Below are 18,898 nucleotides of genomic sequence, written 5' to 3'. Positions count from 1 at the left end.
CATGCTCCTCCAGGTAAGAGGAATTATCTCGACTATCGGCTGGCGAGATATCTTCGACATACTTCTGGTGGCCGTGCTGCTTTACAAGCTGTATATGATGATTAAGGACACCCGGGCCCTCACGTTGCTTAAGGGCCTGGTGGTGTTGCTTGTCGCCACTCTGGTGAGCAAATGGCTTGGTCTTAATGTAATCAACTGGCTGCTGCAGAAGTCGATGACGGTGGTGTTGGTCGCGCTGCCGATCGTTTTCCAGCCTGAGCTTCGCAAGGCGCTGGAGCAGCTCGGCCGCGGGCGGCTGTTCGGCAGGAGCGGCATCCTCAACGAGGAAGAGGCCCAGAATCTGTTGGATGAAACGATCAAGGCGGTCACCGTGCTCGCTAAGAACAAGATCGGTGCCCTGCTCGTCTTCGAGCGGGAGATGCGCCTTAACGATTACGTCGATACGGGCATCAAGGTCGACGGTATAGTGTCGAGCGAGTTTCTCACCAATATTTTCATTCCCAATTCGCCGCTGCACGACGGGGCGGTCATAGTCCGCGGCAACCGGGTGACCGCCGCCGGCTGTATTCTGCCACTTACCGACGACCCGACGCTGGGCAAGGAACTTGGCACCCGCCACCGCGCGGCCCTGGGTATCAGCGAACAGACCGACGCCATCATCGTGGTGGTCAGCGAGGAGACGGGGATAATCTCGGTGGCCGAGGGCGGCCGCCTGTCCCGCTATGTTGAGCCGGCCAAGCTCAAGGATTTCCTGCGCCCGCTGTATTCAGCCAAGGGCTCGCCCCTCAGCGACTTCTTCAACTGGAGGTCTTCGTCATAATGGAAGAAGAGCGCGGGAAAAATATTACCACGAAGATTCTCGCCCTGATTATGGCGGTGGTGCTTTGGCTTTATGTCACCAACGAACAGAACCCGCCTGTGGAGTCGTCGGTGTCGGTGCCTCTGGAGGTGCGCGGCGTGGCCGACACTTTGGTGGCGACCGACTCGCCCGACGCGGTGCGGATCAAGGTCCGCGGACCCCGCAGCATCATCGCGGTGCTGACGCCGCAGGATCTCAAGGCTTACATCGATCTCAGGGGGACGGCCGAAGGCCGCCACACGGTCCGCGTTTTCGCTCTTGTGCCCAGCAGTCTCGAATTCATCGAGGTGCAGCCTGACAAGATCACCGTGAGGGTGGACGGCAAAGCCAGCCGCACGCTGCCGGTGGAGATCCGCGTGACCGGCACGGCTACGGCGGGCGCGGTTGTGGCCAAGGCCACGATCAATCCCCAGCAGGTGACGGTGGAGGGGCCGAAGGCTACCGTCGATTCGGTGGATAGGGTCATTTTGCCTCTCGACCTAACGGGCCGGAGCGCCGACTTCACTGCCCAACTGGTGCCCTTGCTGGTCAACCGCGACGGCCGGGCGGTGGAGGGGCTGACGGTGAATCCGGGCAGGATAAGCGTTGTGGCCAACCTCGCCAAGGGCGTGGATAAGAAGACGGTGGACATCAAGACGATCATTTACGGCGATATGGCGCCAGGCGTTTTTTTGAAGTCGGTGGTGACGGAGCCGGCCAGGGTGGAATTGAGCGGCAACGCCAAGGAACTTGAAAAGATCGACTTCGTTTATACCGAGCCGATCAGCGTCGCCGGCATTAACAAGGATACCGAAAAGGAAGTAAAGCTCCAGATCAAGGAGGGACTGGTGGCGTCGCAGGCGGCGGTTACCGTCAAGATCAGCGTCGGCCGTTAGACGTCGCCCCGTTGCAAGAAGTATCCGCAGTTGTAGGAGTAGATCTGTTTGCTCAGAATAACCAACTTCCGCGTCGCCGTCGAGGATGAAACCCCGCTGCCGCAGCTGGCGGCGAGGCGGCTTCGTCTACCGGCGGGAGGCGTGGCGGATGTGACAATTGTCCGGCGGGCGGTGGACGCCCGCCGTAAGTCTAATATCGGGTTCGTATACACGCTCGATGTTGCGGTGGCCGTAGCCGAAGGGCAGGTGCTGTCCAGGCTGGCCGGCGATCGCGATGTAGCGGTGCGCGCCGAAGAGCCGCTGCCGCCGGTCGTTCCCGGTCTTCGGCCGCTGGACGCGCCCCCGGTGGTGGTGGGTGCCGGACCGGCCGGCCTGTTCGCCGCCCTGACGCTGGCCGAGCACGGTTATAAGCCGGTCCTGCTGGAGCGCGGCCGCGACGTAGAAACTAGGACGCGGGATGTGGCCCGCTTCTGGCGGACGGGCGAATTCGATCCCGCATCCAACGTCCAGTTCGGCGAGGGCGGGGCCGGCACGTTCTCGGACGGCAAGCTGACCACAAGGGTGAACGACCCGCACTCCCGCCAGGTGCTGGATGCGTTGGTGGCCGCAGGCGCACCGCCGGAGATCAAGTATCTCCATAAGCCCCATGTCGGCACAGACAAGCTGCGGACGGTGGTGGCCGCGCTGCGGCGGCGCATCGTCGCGGCCGGCGGGACGGTGGAGTTCGAGAGCCGCGTCACTGATATCGTTGTCGAGAGCGGCGTCCTGACCGGTGTCGTCGTCAACGAGAACCGCCATATTCCCGCCGCCGTCGCTTTGGTCGCCGTCGGCCACAGTGCCCGCGACACGTACGCCATGCTGGCGCGCCGCGGCGTGGCGATGGAGGCCAAACCCTTCGCCGTGGGGGTCCGTATCGAGCATCCCCAGGAGCTTATCGACCGGGCCCAGTACGGCGCGCTGGCCGGACATCCCAGACTTGGCGCCGCCGACTACGCCCTCGTTTTTCAGGACCGGGCCGCCGGGCGAACGGCCTATTCTTTCTGCATGTGCCCGGGCGGGCTGGTGGTGGCCGCCGCGTCGGAAGAGGGCGGCGTCGTCACCAACGGTATGAGCCTGTTCGGCCGCGATTCGGGGATTGCCAACAGCGCCCTGGTCGTAAACGTCGGCCCGGCCGACTTCGGCGACGGGGCGATGGCCGGGGTCGAGTTCCAGCGCCGCTGGGAGCGGCTGGCTTTTGAGGCGGGCGGCAGGACGTTCGCCGCTCCGGTGCAGACGGTGGGCGACTTTCTCGCCGGCAGGACGGGCGACCGTGATTTCCTCGCTCCGCCCAGCTACCGCCCGGCCGTGGTGGCGGCCGACCTTGCCGCCTGCCTGCCGCCGCCGGTGGCCGCGACCCTGGCGCGCGCCCTGCCGGATTTCGGCCGCCGGATAAGGGGGTTCGACCATCCGCGGGCGGTGATGACCGGGGTGGAGACGCGGACAAGCGCTCCCCTTCGCATGGTGCGCGGGCCGGATTTCATCTCGAAGACGGTGGCCGGCCTGGTGCCGATAGGAGAAGGCGCCGGCTACGCCGGCGGCATAATGAGCGCCGCGCTTGACGGACTCAACGCCGCGCTGGCGATAATCAGGGAATACAGACCGCTCTGAAGGGAGATAGAGAATTTTGGGCAAACTTTTCGGTACCGACGGCGTGCGCGGCCTCGCCAACAAGGAGCTTACCCCGGAGCTGGCTTTCCGCCTCGGCCGGGCGGCGACGTACTGGTTCGGTCAGAATTACCGCCGGCCGACCTTTTATATTGGCCGGGATACCCGCATATCGGGAGAGATGCTGGAGGCGGCGCTGGCCGCCGGCATTTGCTCGGCAGGCGGCGAGGCTGTGCTGTGCGGGGTGGTGCCTACCCCGGCGGTCGCTTTTCTGGCCCGCAAACACGGCGCTCAGGCCGGGGTGGTCATTTCGGCCTCCCATAACCCTTTCCCCGATAACGGGATCAAGTTTTTCGCCGGCACCGGTTACAAGCTGCCCGACGCCACCGAGGACGAGCTGGAGAAACTGGTCCTCGCCGGCAAGGACGAGCTACCCAGGCCCACGGCCGAGCATGTCGGCACCATCCGCTACCGCCACGATTTGTTGAAGGAATACATCGATTACGCGATCAGCACGGTGGAGGCGCCGTTCACCGGCCTCAAGATCGTCGTCGACTGCGCCAACGGCGCGGCGTACGAGGCGGCGCCGACGGTGCTCCGCCGTCTGGGGGCGCAGGTGATCGTTATTAATAATGTGCCGAACGGGGTGAACATAAATAGAGACGCCGGTTCGACCCACCTGGAGGGTCTGCAGCAGGCGGTAATTCTCCATGGGGCCGACCTCGGCATCGCCCACGACGGCGACGCCGACCGCTGCCTGGCGGTTGACGAGACGGGAGTGGTGGTGGACGGGGACCAGATCATGGTCATCTGTGCGCTGGAGATGCTTCGGCAGGGCAAGCTGGCGAACAATACCCTCGTGGCCACCGTGATGAGCAACCTCGGGCTTCACCAGGCGGTGAAGAAGGCCGGGGGCAGGGTGGTGGTCACCCCGGTGGGCGACCGTTATGTGCTCGAGGCTATGCTGACCCACGGCTATGGCCTGGGGGGCGAGCAGTCGGGCCATATCATTTTCGGCAATCTGAGCACCACCGGCGACGGGTTGGTCACCGCCCTGCAGCTTATCGCTGCCAGGGTCCGCGACGGGCGGCCGCTGTCGGCGCTGGCCGCCGCCATGACCCGCTTTCCGCAGGTGCTTGTCAACGTGCGGGTTAAAAGCAAGGCCGGCTGGCAGGACAACGCGGCCATCGCCGCGGCTATCGCCGCCGCCGAGCAAGAACTCGGCGAGGACGGGCGGGTGCTGGTTCGCCCGTCCGGCACCGAGCCGCTTATCAGGGTTATGGCCGAAGGACCGTCCCAGCCCGAACTGGAGAGTCTCGTCGAACGGGTGGCGGCTGTGATCAGCCAGGAACTGGGAAGTTGACCGACAGACCCAGTTATATTAAAATGATATTATATACACGGCAAGGGAGCACGGTTGTGCTCCCTTGCATATGTATGTATCCAGGCGCGGAAAGGAGGCGAACGGAGCAGCGGAGCGAGAAAAGGGGAGGTGAGGATACTGCGGCTGTTTTTGCAGCACATTATAAACGATTAGCGCTGGCGCTTGCCGGAAGGCGGCAAGCAGACGAGGGAGAGGTTTATCGAGAAGGTCAGCGGATACCTCTCGGCCTACTGCGGTCGTGAGCAGTCGACAAAACCGCCGGGTGACCGGCGGGACAAAACGCACTGCGGCAGATGAAATATAGGATTTCAGGAGGAATATACCTTATGTGTGGTATTGTAGGATATATAGGGCCCAAGCAAGCGATGCCGTTTCTTGTCGAGGGCCTGAAGAAGCTTGAGTATCGCGGGTACGATTCAGCCGGCATCGCCGTGTTCGACGGCGGCCGGGTCAACGTGGAAAAAAGCGTCGGCCGGCTGAGCGTCCTGGAGAAGAAGGTCGAGCAACACCCCTTGGAGGGCCACATCGGTATTGGCCACACCCGCTGGGCAACCCACGGGCGCCCTTCGGACGCCAATTCCCATCCCCATTCCGATTGTACGGGCAAGTTCGTCGTGGTGCATAACGGCATCATCGAGAATTACCTGCATATTAAGGAAAAGCTGATCGCCAAAGGCCACAAGTTCACCTCCGAGACCGACACCGAGGTTGTCGCCCACCTTGTCGAGGAGTACTACGAAGGCGATTTCGAGGCGGCGGTGAAAAAGGTGCTGGCGGAAATCGAGGGCTCTTACGCCCTGGTTTTCCTTTCCCAGTACGAGCCTGACAAGATCATCTGCTCAAAACAGGACAACCCGTTAGTCATCGGTCTGGGCGAGGGCGAGAATTTCATCGCCTCCGACATCCCGGCGATCATCAGCCGGACCCGCCGCACCTATATTCTCAGCGATGGGGAGATGGCGGTCGTTACCAGGGATTCGGCCTGGGTGATGAACCGCCAGGGCGTGCCGGTGACCAAGAAGGTTTTCGAGGTCAACTGGGATGCCGAGGCGGCCGAAAAGGGCGGCTACGAGCATTTCATGATCAAGGAAATCTACGAGCAGCCCAAAGCAATCCGCGAGACTACCTCCGGGCGCCTGGCCAAGGATGACAGCGGTGTTATCCTCGACGAGCTGAAGTGGTCCAAAGACGATGTGGCCGCGATCAAGAAGGTCGCTATCGTCGCCTGCGGCACAGCCTATCACGCCGGTATCGTCGGCAAATACTATATCGAGCAGTTGGTCCGCATACCGGTGGAGGTCGACGTCGCGTCGGAGTTTCGCTACCGGGCGCCGCTCGTCGACGAGCATACGCTAACCGTCGTTATCAGCCAGTCGGGCGAGACGCTCGATACTCTGGCCGCCCTCAAGGAGGCCAAGAAGCTGGGCGCGAGGACGCTGGCGGTGACTAATGTCGTCGGCTCGTCCATCGCCCGCGAGGCCGACCAGGTCATTTACACCTGGGCCGGTCCCGAAATCGCCGTGGCTTCGACCAAGGCCTATACCACCCAGCTGATCGGCATGCTGATGCTGGCTGTTTATATGGCTACGCTGCGGGGCACAATGAGCGCCGACCGTGTGCGGGAGATCATTCGCGGACTCAAGGCGTTGCCCGGACAGGCCCACGAAATCCTCGACAATGTTGAGCCGATCAAGACCTTCGCCCAGCAGTACGGATTCTGCGAGGACGTATTTTTCATCGGCCGTTCGCTCGACTATGCTGTGGCCCTCGAAGGCTCGCTCAAGCTCAAGGAAATCTCTTATATCCATGCCGAGGCCTACGCCGCCGGCGAGCTTAAGCATGGTACCCTTGCCCTGATTATCGAGGGTGTGCCGGTCATAGCCTTGGCTACGCAGCACGACGTATACGAGAAGATGCTCAGCAACATCAAGGAGGTCAAGGCGCGGGACGCCGTCGTCATCGGCGTCGCCATGCAGGGCGACGAGCAGATCGACAAGTATGTCGACCATGCCATCTGCATCCCGGCGACCGACAAGTACCTCGCCCCCATCCTCACCGTAATTCCGCTGCAGCTCTTAGCTTACTACGCCGCCGTCACCCGCGGCGCCGACGTCGATAAGCCGCGCAATCTGGCTAAAAGCGTCACGGTTGAGTAGAGGAATAGAATTATCCGGAAAGATGTTTCATAAAAATAAAGTTGTGGAATATAAAAAAAGTCACGAAACGCAAAGCCACCCTGGAAGGCTTCCAGGGTGGCTTTGCTTGTTCACCCGTCGTTCTTGGGATAAATTGAATCGGTGGTATAGAAATTTTTACCCGGGGAAAAATTAGAAAAACTCAATATGTTGTTTGGTTTTTATGCAAACCAGTACGACATAACTATATATAGCGTTGGAGGTTGATCGGTTTTCACAACTGAATCCCAAAATAAGGCGCGGGCATATGCAAGTGCCCATAGGCGACCCGTTTCGGGGAGCACGTCAGTACACTACGACGCCAGATTGTTGGCTAGCTTTTTTTGTCTGTCTACTTATTGGGAGCTTGACTACAAATGCGGGTTTCTGCTATTTATAATTGGACATTATGTGGTTTTAATCACACATGGCAAGCCTCGTTTTCCGCCACAAAGCGGATGACGGGGCTTGTTTTTTTGTGTGAATAAAAACGGCAGGGGGGAGCACGTCATTTGCCATACATTTTTCAACAAATGCTTGCATAATACAATATGTGTAAAGTACAATATAATTAATAGTTCATTGAGGTGGTATGTATGAAGGAATTTGACACGGATTCACTTCGCGAAACGCTACGGGTCATGATAAGAAGGTTAGGGTTCTTGCATAAAAGCGGCGCGGGCTGTTACGGACTTACGATGGGCCAGTGTCACGCCATTATCGAAATCGGTGCAGCAAAAAGGATACCAATAGCTCGCTTGGCAGAAAGCCTAAACCTAGACGCTAGCACGGCGACTAGGAATGTTGATACCCTGGAAAGGGCCGGGTTGGTCGTTCGAGAGCCAAGCACTGATGACCGAAGAGTGTCGCTGTTGAGCCTAACCGAAGAGGGCATTAATCGACTCAACAAAATTAATGTTGGCATGAACCGCTACTACGGTCAAGTTTTAGCGAACATCCCACAAGCGAAATTGCCGATTGTTGCTGAGGGCTTAGAGTTATTCGTTTCGGCATTAAACCCGATGCTCCTCGATGAAGAAGCATCTTCGTGTTGTGAAGCGAAGGGTAAATCAAAACAGAACATCAAAAACAGGAGGTCGAATAATGTCTCAGGATGGAATGCTTGACTTTGAAGGTAAGATGATTATAGTATCGGGGGCCAGTTCAGGTATTGGCAAAGCGTGTGCGGTTACTTTACTGGAACATGGAGCAACGGTAGTTGGATTTGATACTGCTGGGGCGACGATAAACACCGCACGGTATATGCACCATATCGTCGATGTCAGTGACGAAAGCGATATTCAGGCGGCTTTTGAAAAGCTTGGCGCTATGCAAGTTTTCGGTCTTGTAAACTGCGCCGGAGTATTTGCAAAGGCGAAGCCTTTTTATGAGCAAACCGTAGATGAATGGAACAGAGTAATCGGAACAAATCTTACGGGGACATTCCTATTATCGAAGTACGTTTCAAAAGAAATGATTAAAAATAGCGTCGCCGGGAGAATAGTTAATATAAGTTGCTTGCGGTCCCGGATTTTTCGGCCGAATATGGCGAGTTATGCCGCTTCGAAAGCAGGGGTAGTGGCGCTAACAGCCGCGATGTCGTTGGATTTGGCAAACAGCAACATTTGCGTCAATTCAGTTGCGCCTGGCTTCATCTATACGGGGATGACTGCTGCGGCGTTTGATATGCCCGAGGTTAGAAAAGCGTCGGAAGATTTGATTCCTTTAAAAAGACTTGGGCAACCGGAGGACATTTCAAGTGTCGTACTTTTCTTACTGTCAGATATGGCTGCGTACATAAATGGTGAAACGATTTTCGTGGATGGCGGATACAAGATATTAAAATAGTGTCAGTCGCCAGGTGGGGCTTGCCGATGCCGGGAGACCGCGAATACGATGTTTTCCGCATTCTTCATAAACCGCAGGGTAGCCAATTCTTCGGTCTGGCGCTTGTTTATGGAGGGCTGGAAGCTGAAGTCGAAAACTTACACCGTTCGCCGCGAGGCAGGTTCTTAGGAATCTGTCTCTCGTTTTTTGCGCAAAAGAAGTTTGTTCACCTGTTGCTATTTTGCGATCCTCGCGAAAGTGGCAACATTCCATAATTAAAATTATCTTGATCTATAATGTGGAATATATAAGACCAAATATATTAATGACAACACGTGTTTTTCTGCTATAATGAGATATAAGCAAAAGGATACCCCCGTAATTAGCATATTTATGTGGGATTTTAATATTTCAGCAGACCCACGCGGTTTATGTATTCGCACTTTTAAGGCGGAGGTCAAGTGGAAGTGAAAAAAAGCGAAGAAGCGAAGTATCAGATTCAGGCGTTGGTTAAAGGGCTGCATGTACTTGAATGCTTCAAGGATAGCGATGAGTTCGGCGTAACTGATCTTGGGCAAATTGTGGGTTTGCCTGAGAGCAGTGTGCAAAGAATAGTGAATACCATCGAGTTGATGGGGTATTTGTATCAAAACCCCGAGACTCGAAAATACAGGTTATCTCCCAAAATGCTGCAAGTTTTCGGTAAATGCGGCAATTTCGTGCGGTGGAGGGAACAGGCCCGGAAGCACATGCTGGTAATCAACGATGAGTTTGGCGAAGGCGTAAATCTGGCGGTGCGCGACCGGGACAAATGCTCGTACATCGAGCTGGTGGAGTCGAAGCATCTGCTGCGGCCGAATTTTACGCTGGACGACAGTTATCCGCTTTATTGCACTTCGCTGGGACGAAGCCTTTTGTGCGACCTTTCCGACGAGACGATCAAGTCTATTCTTCCTAAGGTGCTCGAGCCTCTTACACCGCTTACCACGGTTGACATGCAGAAAGTGCTGGGAAAAATCAAAGAAATTAAGCAAAATCATTATTCGGTGGATGACGAGGAGTTCTATCTCGGTCTTTGTTGCGTAGGGGGACCGGTGTTCGGTGTCGGTAATAAAGTTGTTGCCTCCATAAGTGTGACAGCGCCGAAAGTAAGAATGACGCCGGACGTAATCGAGAGAATTATCCCAGCGGTGGTTGATGCGGCGCAAAAAATCGGCGACGATTTCAGAAGGATTTTTGGCTGATTCCAAAAAGCGCTTTTAAAATTTGCAATAAAGAAAAAGTCTTTACTATTGCCGGATCTTGCAGATCCGGCAATTTCTTTTTAAACATATTGCAACAGGAGGGTTTTACTGTGAGCGATTTTAAAAGTTGACTATCTCAGACATGAAAATGTATTCCGAAAATGAGACAGGTGTAATCTAAAAATCAAGAAGGAATTTTCCGAAATAGGCAGAATGATTAGGAATGTACTGAAAATTGCGTACCGAATTTGTCGTCGATCCGGATGCGGTCTGGCAGAAATGTTTTAAGGCGTCGGGTGCGGTTTTATGGCTGGAAAGCTGACCGGGACAGGGAGGCGTTCCGCCATTAAGGTATATTTCTTTAAAGGAGGGATTTCCGCTTAGGGGTGTTCGCGTGGTTTGGATGTTCGTGTGGTTTAAATTGGTGAGTAAGAAAACGAGGAGGGGTTTCGTATTATGAGCAAGATTATGAAAACTTACGGCATTTTGTTTGTTATCCTGTTGTCTCTCGCCCTTGTAGCCGGTTGCGGCGGCGGGGATAAGAAGCCGTCGGCCGCGAACGGCGCAAAAGTCATCGAGATCAAGTTGGCCCACAGCTCGCCCGCGGTTAACGACAGGCTGGAGCTGGCGTGTCAGGCGTTCAAGAAGCATGTCGAAGAGAAAACCAAGGGTAAGGTCAAGGTGACTACATATCCCAACAGCCAGCTCGGCGGGGAGCGCGAGCAACTGGAGGGACTGCAGATGGGAACCATTCAGATGGCGGCTCTCAGTTCCGGTCCGTTGCCTGGGATATTCCCGCAGATAATGGTTTTTGACCTTCCGTACCTGTTCGGCACGCAGAAAGCTGCTTATACTGTGCTTGACGGTCCTGTCGGCAAAGAAATCCTCGAACTGATGAGAGCCAAGACCGGTGTAAGGGGCCTGGTTTGGGGCGAAAACGGTTTCCGCCATTTTACCAACAGTGTGAGGACCATAAGTACGCCCGCCGATATGCAGGGCCTGAAGATCCGGACGATGGAAAACCCTGCCCATATGGCGATCGTCAAAGCTCTGGGCGGCAGCCCCACCCCGATGGCCTTCAACGAGGTATACAGCGCCTTGCAGCAGAAAACCATCGACGGTCAGGAGAATCCCATTTCCTTGATTGTTTCCATGCGTTTTTACGAAGCTCAGAAATACCTGACTCTCGACGGGCATGTTTATAACCCGTACCTGTTGCTGATTAACGACAAGTTCTACAGCGGTCTGAGCGATGACGTCAAGAAAGCCATTGAAGAAGGCGCGGCTATCTGGCGGAAGGTGGAAAGAGAAGAGAATAACAAACAGATCAAAGCGGGTATGGACAAGCTGAAGGCGGCGGGAGTGGTCATAACTGAGCTTACGCCCGACCAGCTCAAGGCTTTCCGTGAAGCCACGAAATCGGTATATGACACCATCGGCAAGAAAGAAGTCGGCGAGCAACTGCTGAACAAGGTTGTAAAAGCGGTGCAGGAAGCCGAAAGCAAGAAATAATGATTTACTGACCCGGACCAATATGGGGGCAGCTGGCCGAGAATCGTTTATCGCTGTTCTGGGGGCTGCCCCTTTATTTTTGGGAGGACGAGCATGGCTTTTTTGAAAAAACTCGATGAAGTAATGACCTATATCGAAGACCACCTTATCGCCGTGTTATTAATCGCCATGACTGCCATAACCTTCTGGGGGGTAATCACCCGTTTCATCATAAACGACCCCTCGTCGTGGGCTGAAGAAGCGGCGCGTTATCTTTCGATCTGGGCGGTGTTCGTCGGCGCCAGCCTGGGCGTCAAGAAGGGCGCCCATATAGGTGTGGAAGCATTTGTCGTGGCCTTACCGAAAAAGGCCCAACGGTACGCCGGTATTGTTACGAGCTTGGTTTGCCTGGTTTTTTGCTTATCGATCACCTATGTCGGGATCGATTACACCCTGCGCCTGATGGCCACCGGGCAGCTTTCTCCCGCCATGCGTATTCCGATAGTCGTAGCCTACGCGGCGGTTCCGGTCGGGTGTTTCATGATGACTGTCCGCTATTTGATCAAGTTGGTCGAGCAGTGCGGCAGTGCGTCAGACCCGGACGATGAGCAGGCCAGGGTGGAGAACGCTATATAAGGAGGCGAGGCAACTGTGGGCGACATACTGATAATCGTATTCGGAATACTTGTTGTTCTAAACGTGCCGCTTGGTATCGGCATGGGTCTGGCCTCGCTGGCGGCGCTGGCGATAACGCAGAAGGTGCCGGTCTTCGTCGTGGCGCAGAGGATGTTCACCGGTCTGGATTCTTTTTCGTTGCTGGCCATCCCGCTGTTTATGATCGCCGGGCGCCTGATGGAGCGGGGCGGCATCTCGAAGCGACTGATCGGTCTGGCTACCAACATGGTGGGTTCTGTCACCGGTGGTCTCGCGTTGGTCGCTGTGCTCGCGTGTATGTTTTTCGCCGCCATTTCCGGCTCGGCGCCGGCGACGGTCGTGGCCATCGGCGCAGTCATGGTGCCGGCGATGATAAAGGCCGGCTACGACAAGGATTTCGCCGTCGGCCTGATGGCGGCTGCCGGAACGATCGGCGTCATCATCCCCCCGAGCATTCCCTTTGTAACCTACGGTATCGCTATGAATGCCTCCATCGGCAAGCTGTTCATGGCTGGCGTGGTGCCTGGCATTTTATTGGGGCTGTCGTTGATGGCCGTCTGTTTTGTAATCGCCAAGAAGCGGGGCTATAAAGGAACGGTGAGGCCTACCCTTGCGACGTTCTTGGCGTCACTCAAGGATTCAATCTGGGGTTTGGCGATGCCGATGATTATCCTTGGCGGCATATACGGCGGCGTATTCACGCCTACCGAGGCGGCCGCTGTTGCTTGTGTTTACAGTCTGCTTATCGGTTTTTTCGTCTATCGCGAACTTAACTTTAAGGAAATGGTCACCAGCTTTTCAGAGGCGGGCGTGACCTCGGCGATGGTAATGCTCATAATATCCACCGCCACTGCCATGGGATGGATAATGACCACTGAGCAGATACCCGTGAAGGTGGCCACTGCCATCTCTGCGGTTGCCCAGGACGCCGACATGCTGCTGCTGCTTGTGAACGTAATATTGCTCATTACCGGTTGCCTTATGGAGCTTAATGCGGCCATTATTATTCTTGGCCCTATCTTTCTTCCTCTGGTGACTTTGATGGAAGTGGATCTCATTCATTTCGGGGTTATTATGGTTGTCAACATGACGATCGGTCTACTGACGCCGCCGCTGGGGGTAAACCTGTTCGTCGCCGGCAGCCTGCAGAAAGATGTCGGCTTTAAGCAAATCCTCAGGGCGTCATTCCCGTTCCTGGTCATCCTTATCATCGATTTGCTCCTGATAACCTATTTGCCGTCCCTGTCGCTAGCCATGGTGAAGTTACTGAGCTAGCCGACTTGAACGCAGGGGAGACCGGGCGGCGTTGCGGGCCGTTAATAGCGCCAAGCAGTGGCGTCTTTTGTGCTGTTGATCCTCGATAGCACGGTCGAGACCGGGACGCCGCTGTTTTTCTTACCTGCCTGATTGCCTGTCGAGGTTTAGGTTCCGACCTAAATGGCAACTGGAGGGTTTTATCCAATCTCGAGAAGGAGAAAGGCAATTTCGGAACGAATAATGAATAAAAATGGAATAATGAATTCCGTTTTTATTGGATGATGATGGCTTTGAGCCAATGAATAGGTGGTATACATAGCGTATTCGTTAAAAACATTCCAAAATGAATTGATATTATGACTTTGAATTAATCAGTTGTGCACTAATTGTGGAATGGGTTTTGTGGTGCTTCAGATTCGGCTTTGTCCGAGGGTTATATATGGGTCCCTGCTTTATCGGCGGCATCACCTCATTCCCCATAAGATTAGAAGTCACAGTAGTGTTTGCATAAGAGAGGAGTATGAGCGATGATTACCCGCAACAAGAAAACGATGGACGGCAACACCGCGGCGGCGCATGTGTCGTACGCGTTCACCGAGGTGGCGGCCATTTATCCTATCACCCCTTCGTCGCAGATGGCGGAATTGGTCGACGAATGGTCGGCGCAAGGCAGGAGAAACATTTTCGGCCAGCCGGTCAGAGTAATCGAGATGCAGTCCGAAGGCGGGGCTGCCGGTACGCTCCACGGCTGTCTGCAGGCGGGGGCGCTGGCCTCTACTTATACGGCGTCTCAGGGCCTGCTGCTGATGATACCGAATATGTACAAAATCGCCGGCGAACTGCTACCGGCCGTCTTTCATGTCAGCGCCCGCGCCTTGGCCGCCAACGCGCTCAGTATTTTCGGCGATCATCAGGATGTCATGGCCGCCCGCCAGACCGGGTTCGCCCTGCTGGCATCCAGCAGCGTGCAGCAGTCCATGGATCTCGGGGCTGTCGCCCATCTGGCCGCCATCCGGGGACGGGTGCCGTTCCTCCACTTCTTCGACGGATTTAGGACTTCGCACGAAGTGCAAAAAATAGATGTCCTTGAATACGATGAGCTGGCCAAACTGTTGGATATGGAAGCTGTGGACCAGTTCCGCGGCCGTGCCTTGAACCCGGATCATCCGGTGATCCGCGGCACTACGCAGAATCCGGATATTTATTTCCAGACCCGCGAGGCGGTCAACAAGTTTTATCTGGCTCTTCCCGGCATCGTCGAACATTACATGGGGGAAATCAACAAAATCACCGGTCGCGACTACAGATTGTTCAACTACTACGGCGATCCCGCCGCCGAGCGGGTCATAGTGGCCATGGGTTCGGGCTGCGACGCCATCAGGGAGACGATCGACTTCTTAAACGCACGCGGCGAAAAGGTGGGGTTGGTCGACGTTCATCTTTACCGGCCCTTCTCGGTCGAACACTTCCTCGGGGCAGTGCCGCCCACCGCCCGCGCCATCGCTGTTCTCGACCGGACCAAAGAGCCCGGAGCGGCCGGCGATCCACTTTATATTGATGTGAGGAATGCTTTCTTCGACACCGCCTCCGCGCCGGTGATCGTCGGCGGGCGCTATGGCCTGGGATCGAAGGACTTCACCCCCGCCCACATCGCGGCGGTGTACGAAAATCTCAAGCTGCCAACCCCCCGCACCGCCTTTACCGTAAGCATCACCGACGATGTGACCTTTACCTCATTGCCGGAATACACTCAGGCGATCGACACCACTCCGGCCGGCACCACCTGCTGCAAATTCTGGGGCATGGGCGCCGACGGCACGGTGGGCGCCAACAAAAGCGCCATCAAGATAATCGGTGATCACACCGATTTGTATGCTCAGGCATATTTCGCCTATGACGCCAAAAAGTCGGGCGGCCTCACCGTTTCGCACCTGCGGTTCGGCCGGCAACCGATCCAGTCTTCCTATCTTATAACCAACGCCGACTTTATCGCCTGCCACAACCAGACGTATGTCGATCAGTATGATCTGCTGGCTGGCCTGAAGCCAGGCGGAAAATTCCTGCTTAATTGCCAGTGGCGGCCCGAAGATTTGGATAAGAATCTGCCGGCGGCGATGAAGCGCTATCTGGCGGACAACGACATCCAGTTTTACACCATAAACGCCGTTGACATCGCCCAGGAGCTGGGACTGGGCGGGCGGATCAACATGATCATGCAGGCGGCTTTTTTCCGGCTGACGGAAATAATTCCGGTGGAGGACGCTGTCAAGTACCTCAAGGATGCGATCGTCGACTCTTACAGCAAACAGGGGCAGGCCACCATCGACATGAATTTCGCCGCGGTCGAGCGCGGTATCCGCGAGCTGATTCGCGTCGAAGTGCCCGCCAGCTGGAAAAACGCCACGGATCGGCAGCCGGCCGGCGCCAAGCAGTTGCCGGAATTTATCAGGGAAGTCATGATCCCGATGAACCGCCAGGAAGGCGACAAACTGCCGGTAAGCATCTTTAACGGCCGTGAGGACGGTACGTTCCCATCGGGGGTCACGGCCTGGGAAAAGAGGGGGGTCGCCATCGAGACGCCCGTCTGGCAGGCCGACGAATGCATTCAGTGCAATCAATGCTCGTTCGTATGCCCGCACGCCGTCATCCGGCCCATGCTGCTTAGCCCCGAAGATATGAAAAACGCCCCGGCGGATTTCGTCACCAAACCTGCCACAGGCTATCCCGGCCTGCTGTTCCACTTGGCGATATCTGCGCTGGATTGCACCGGCTGCGGCAATTGCGTCGATGTTTGCCCCGCGAAGGAGAAGGCGCTGGCGATGAAGCCGCTGGCCGATCAGCGGCCGGCCTGCGAGGAGTGGTGGGATTTTTCGCAGACCCTCGCGCCCCAGACCGTGCCGGCAAGCCAGAAGCTCACCGTCAAAGGCAGTCAGTTTTCCCAGCCGCTGCAGGAATTCTCGGGCGCGTGCGCCGGGTGCGGCGAGACGCCCTACGCCAAGCTCGTCACCCAGCTTTTCGGCGACCGCATGCTTATTTCCAACGCTGCCGGCTGCTCCACCGTCTGGGGCGCCACCGCTCCCTCGATCTCTTACACTACCGACCGGCGCGGGTTCGGGCCGGCCTGGGGCTTTTCCCTGTTCGAGGATAACGCGGAGTACGGCTTCGGCATGCATATGGGCGGCCAGCAGGTCAGGAAAACGCTCGCGGGACTGGTAAACGAAGCACTCGCCGCCAATATTTCCCCCGATCTTAAAACGGCGATGGAAGATTGGCTGGCACATATCGACGAGGGGTCCGGAACGCGGGAACGGGCCGACCGCCTGACAGAGGCGCTCGCGGCGGAGAAGGGCAGCGTTCCGCTATTGAATGCGATCTACAATCAACGCGACTTTTTTGTCAAACGGTCGCAATGGATATTCGGCGGCGACGGTTGGGCGTACGACATCGGCTACGGCGGCCTTGACCATGTGCTCGCCTCCGGGGAAGACGTCAACGTCCTCGTGTTCGACACCGAGGTTTACTCCAACACCGGCGGCCAGTCCTCCAAAGCGACGCCGGCCGCGGCTGTCGCCCAGTTTGCGGCCAGCGGCAAGAAAACCCGCAAAAAGGACCTTGGCCTTATGGCGATGTCGTACGGGTATGTGTATGTCGCCCAGATCGCCATGGGGGCGGATAAAAACCAAACTCTCAAGGCCATCGCCGAAGCCGAGGCTTATCCCGGCCCGTCGCTCATCATCGCCTACTCCCCCTGTCTCAATCACGGCATTATGGCCGGGATGGGCAAAAGCCAGGCCCAGGCCAAACGGGCGGTGGAGTCAGGCTACTGGGCGCTGTTCCGTTACAATCCGCAGCTAAAGGAAAGTGGCAAGAATCCGTTTATGTTGGATTCGAAGGAACCCACTGCCAGCTTCCAGGACTTTATCAAGAGCGAAGTCCGCTATACGGCGCTGGCTAGACAATTCCCCGCAGCGGCGCAGTCCCTGTTCGAAAAAGCGGAGCGCGACGCCAGGGAAAGGCTCGAAACTTACAAACGCCTTGCGGCTTATTGACGCAGGAAGATAGCCGAACCTCATTAGGCAAATAATGGCTGGAAGGTGCTGCAATGCTTAATCAGCAAATATTGGCGAACTTGACCAAGATTGTGGGTAAGGAGAATGTCTTTACCACCAAGGAAGATCTTATCTGCTATTCGTATGATTCCACGCCGATAGATCACATGCCCGACGTTGTCGTGGCGCCGGTCAAGACGGAGGAAATCGCCGCGATAATGAAGCTGGCTAACGAAAATAGGATACCGGTGGTGCCCCGCGGCGGCGGCACCAACCTTTCGGGGGGCTCCGTCCCCGTCGCGGGCGGGATCGTAATGGCTCTTCACCGCATGAATAAAATTCTCGAAATCGACACCGACAACCTGACCGCCACCGCCCAGCCGGGGGTCGTCACCGCCGCCTTTCACCAGGCGGTGGAGAAGGAGGGGCTGTTCTATCCGCCCGATCCGCAGAGCATGTTTATGTCCACCCTGGGCGGCAACGTCGCCGAGAATGCCGGCGGCCCCCGCGGGGTCAAATACGGGGTGACCAAGGATTATGTTCTGGGGCTGGAGGTCGTGTCGCCCAACGGGGAAGTTATCCGCGTAGGGGGCAAAACCATCAAAAACGTCAGCGGCTATGACCTTATCCGCTTGTTCGCCGGCTCCGAGGGCACGCTCGGCATTATCACCGAGATTACCTTCCGCCTCGTTCCGTTGCCCGAAGCCAAGCGTACCGTGCTGGCCCTCTTCGACCGGCTTGACGATGCCGCCAGAACGGTATCCGGGATCATCAAGCAGCGGATCATTCCCACGACATTGGAGCTCATGGACCAAAAAACCATGGAACTCATCGAATCCTTCAAGCCGGTCGGGTTTCCGCTCGACGCCGAAGGCGCGCTGCTCATCGAGGTGGACGGCAGCGCCGGCGAGGTCGACAGGCAGATCGTGATCGTCGAGGAAATATGTAAAACCTCCGGCGCCAGGGAAGTAAAGGTAGCAGCCGACGCCGCCCAAGCCACGCAGCTTTGGACGGGGCGGCGGAGCGCGTTCGGGGCGATGGCCCGCAACGCTCTTCAGGTGCTCGCCGAAGACGCTACCGTGCCGCGGAGCAAGGTTCCCGATATCGTCAGGGAAATCCAGCGGATCGCCGCGAAATACCAACTGACCATCCCCACCCTGGGGCATACCGGCGACGGCAATATGCACCCCAACATTCTCGTCCAGTCCAACGACGAAGAAGAGCTGAAACGGGTGGACGCCGCCATCGACGAAATCTTCCGGGCGGCGCTCGACCTCGGCGGCACTCTCAGCGGCGAGCACGGCGTCGGGCTGGCGAAGCAGAAGTACATGGATTGGGAATTCAACAGCTCCAGCCTCAACATGATGAGAGCCATCAAAAAAGCGGTCGATCCGAACAATATTCTTAATCCCGGCAAGATATTCCTAAGGGGGGAATGAA

The 18,898-nt window shown here is 56.7% G+C and carries 14 protein-coding genes; all 14 read left to right on the top strand.

Annotated elements, in window-relative coordinates; genetic code table 11:
- Position 1 precedes the first annotated feature (1 nt).
- The 14 genes from cdaA to Q4T40_15340 all read left to right on the top strand — a co-directional run bounded on the left by cdaA (position 2) and on the right by Q4T40_15340 (position 18,897).
- Positions 2-820, top strand: a complete 819-nt coding sequence (gene cdaA / locus Q4T40_15405) for a diadenylate cyclase CdaA (protein MDT8902635.1) — start codon at positions 2-4, stop codon at positions 818-820.
- Complete coding sequence (locus Q4T40_15400; GenBank protein ID MDT8902634.1) at positions 820-1,734, top strand: CdaR family protein; 915 nt, start codon at positions 820-822, stop codon at positions 1,732-1,734. Before cdaA ends, Q4T40_15400 begins: the two co-directional genes overlap by 1 nt.
- 48 nt (positions 1,735-1,782) lie before the next feature.
- Positions 1,783-3,381 carry an FAD-binding protein gene (locus tag Q4T40_15395; GenBank protein MDT8902633.1) on the top strand — a complete coding sequence of 533 codons (1,599 nt, stop codon included), beginning with the start codon at positions 1,783-1,785 and terminating at the stop codon, positions 3,379-3,381.
- A 16-nt stretch (positions 3,382-3,397) separates the two neighbouring features.
- Positions 3,398-4,741: a phosphoglucosamine mutase gene (gene glmM, locus Q4T40_15390; protein MDT8902632.1), complete on the top strand. Its 1,344-nt coding sequence runs from the start codon at positions 3,398-3,400 to the stop codon at positions 4,739-4,741.
- A gap of 347 nt (positions 4,742-5,088) precedes the next feature.
- Complete coding sequence (gene glmS, locus Q4T40_15385; protein ID MDT8902631.1) at positions 5,089-6,918, top strand: glutamine--fructose-6-phosphate transaminase (isomerizing); 1,830 nt, start codon at positions 5,089-5,091, stop codon at positions 6,916-6,918.
- A gap of 614 nt (positions 6,919-7,532) precedes the next feature.
- A complete protein-coding gene (locus tag Q4T40_15380; GenBank protein MDT8902630.1) occupies positions 7,533-8,063 on the top strand; it encodes a MarR family transcriptional regulator in 531 nt (176 codons plus the stop codon).
- Positions 8,041-8,784, top strand: a complete 744-nt coding sequence (locus tag Q4T40_15375) for an SDR family NAD(P)-dependent oxidoreductase (protein MDT8902629.1) — start codon at positions 8,041-8,043, stop codon at positions 8,782-8,784. The genes Q4T40_15380 and Q4T40_15375 overlap by 23 nt, the downstream gene beginning before the upstream one ends.
- A 26-nt stretch (positions 8,785-8,810) precedes the next feature.
- Complete coding sequence (locus tag Q4T40_15370) at positions 8,811-9,038, top strand: hypothetical protein (protein MDT8902628.1); 228 nt, start codon at positions 8,811-8,813, stop codon at positions 9,036-9,038.
- Between the two features lie 186 nt (positions 9,039-9,224).
- The gene (locus Q4T40_15365; GenBank protein MDT8902627.1) at positions 9,225-10,007 is read left to right on the top strand and encodes an IclR family transcriptional regulator; all 783 of its coding nucleotides are present in this window, start codon (positions 9,225-9,227) and stop codon (positions 10,005-10,007) included.
- Between the two features lie 456 nt (positions 10,008-10,463).
- Positions 10,464-11,519: a DctP family TRAP transporter solute-binding subunit gene (locus Q4T40_15360; protein ID MDT8902626.1), complete on the top strand. Its 1,056-nt coding sequence runs from the start codon at positions 10,464-10,466 to the stop codon at positions 11,517-11,519.
- Positions 11,520-11,612: 93 nt separating this feature from the next.
- Positions 11,613-12,134, top strand: coding sequence for a TRAP transporter small permease (locus Q4T40_15355; protein MDT8902625.1), 522 nt, complete (start codon positions 11,613-11,615; stop codon positions 12,132-12,134).
- Between the two features lie 15 nt (positions 12,135-12,149).
- A complete protein-coding gene (locus Q4T40_15350; protein MDT8902624.1) occupies positions 12,150-13,427 on the top strand; it encodes a TRAP transporter large permease in 1,278 nt (425 codons plus the stop codon).
- A 509-nt stretch (positions 13,428-13,936) separates the two neighbouring features.
- Positions 13,937-17,458 (top strand): pyruvate:ferredoxin (flavodoxin) oxidoreductase, encoded by a 3,522-nt coding sequence (gene nifJ, locus Q4T40_15345; GenBank protein ID MDT8902623.1) that lies wholly within the window; start codon positions 13,937-13,939, stop codon positions 17,456-17,458.
- A 53-nt stretch (positions 17,459-17,511) separates the two neighbouring features.
- Positions 17,512-18,897, top strand: a complete 1,386-nt coding sequence (locus tag Q4T40_15340) for an FAD-linked oxidase C-terminal domain-containing protein (protein MDT8902622.1) — start codon at positions 17,512-17,514, stop codon at positions 18,895-18,897.
- Position 18,898 lies beyond the last annotated feature (1 nt).

This window comes from Selenomonadales bacterium 4137-cl (assembly GCA_032334055.1).
GTDB lineage: Bacteria > Bacillota > Negativicutes > Sporomusales > UBA7701 > Anaeroselena > Anaeroselena agilis.
Note: the sequence above shows the minus strand (reverse complement) of the source record. Positions and strands in the feature narration are given on the sequence as shown.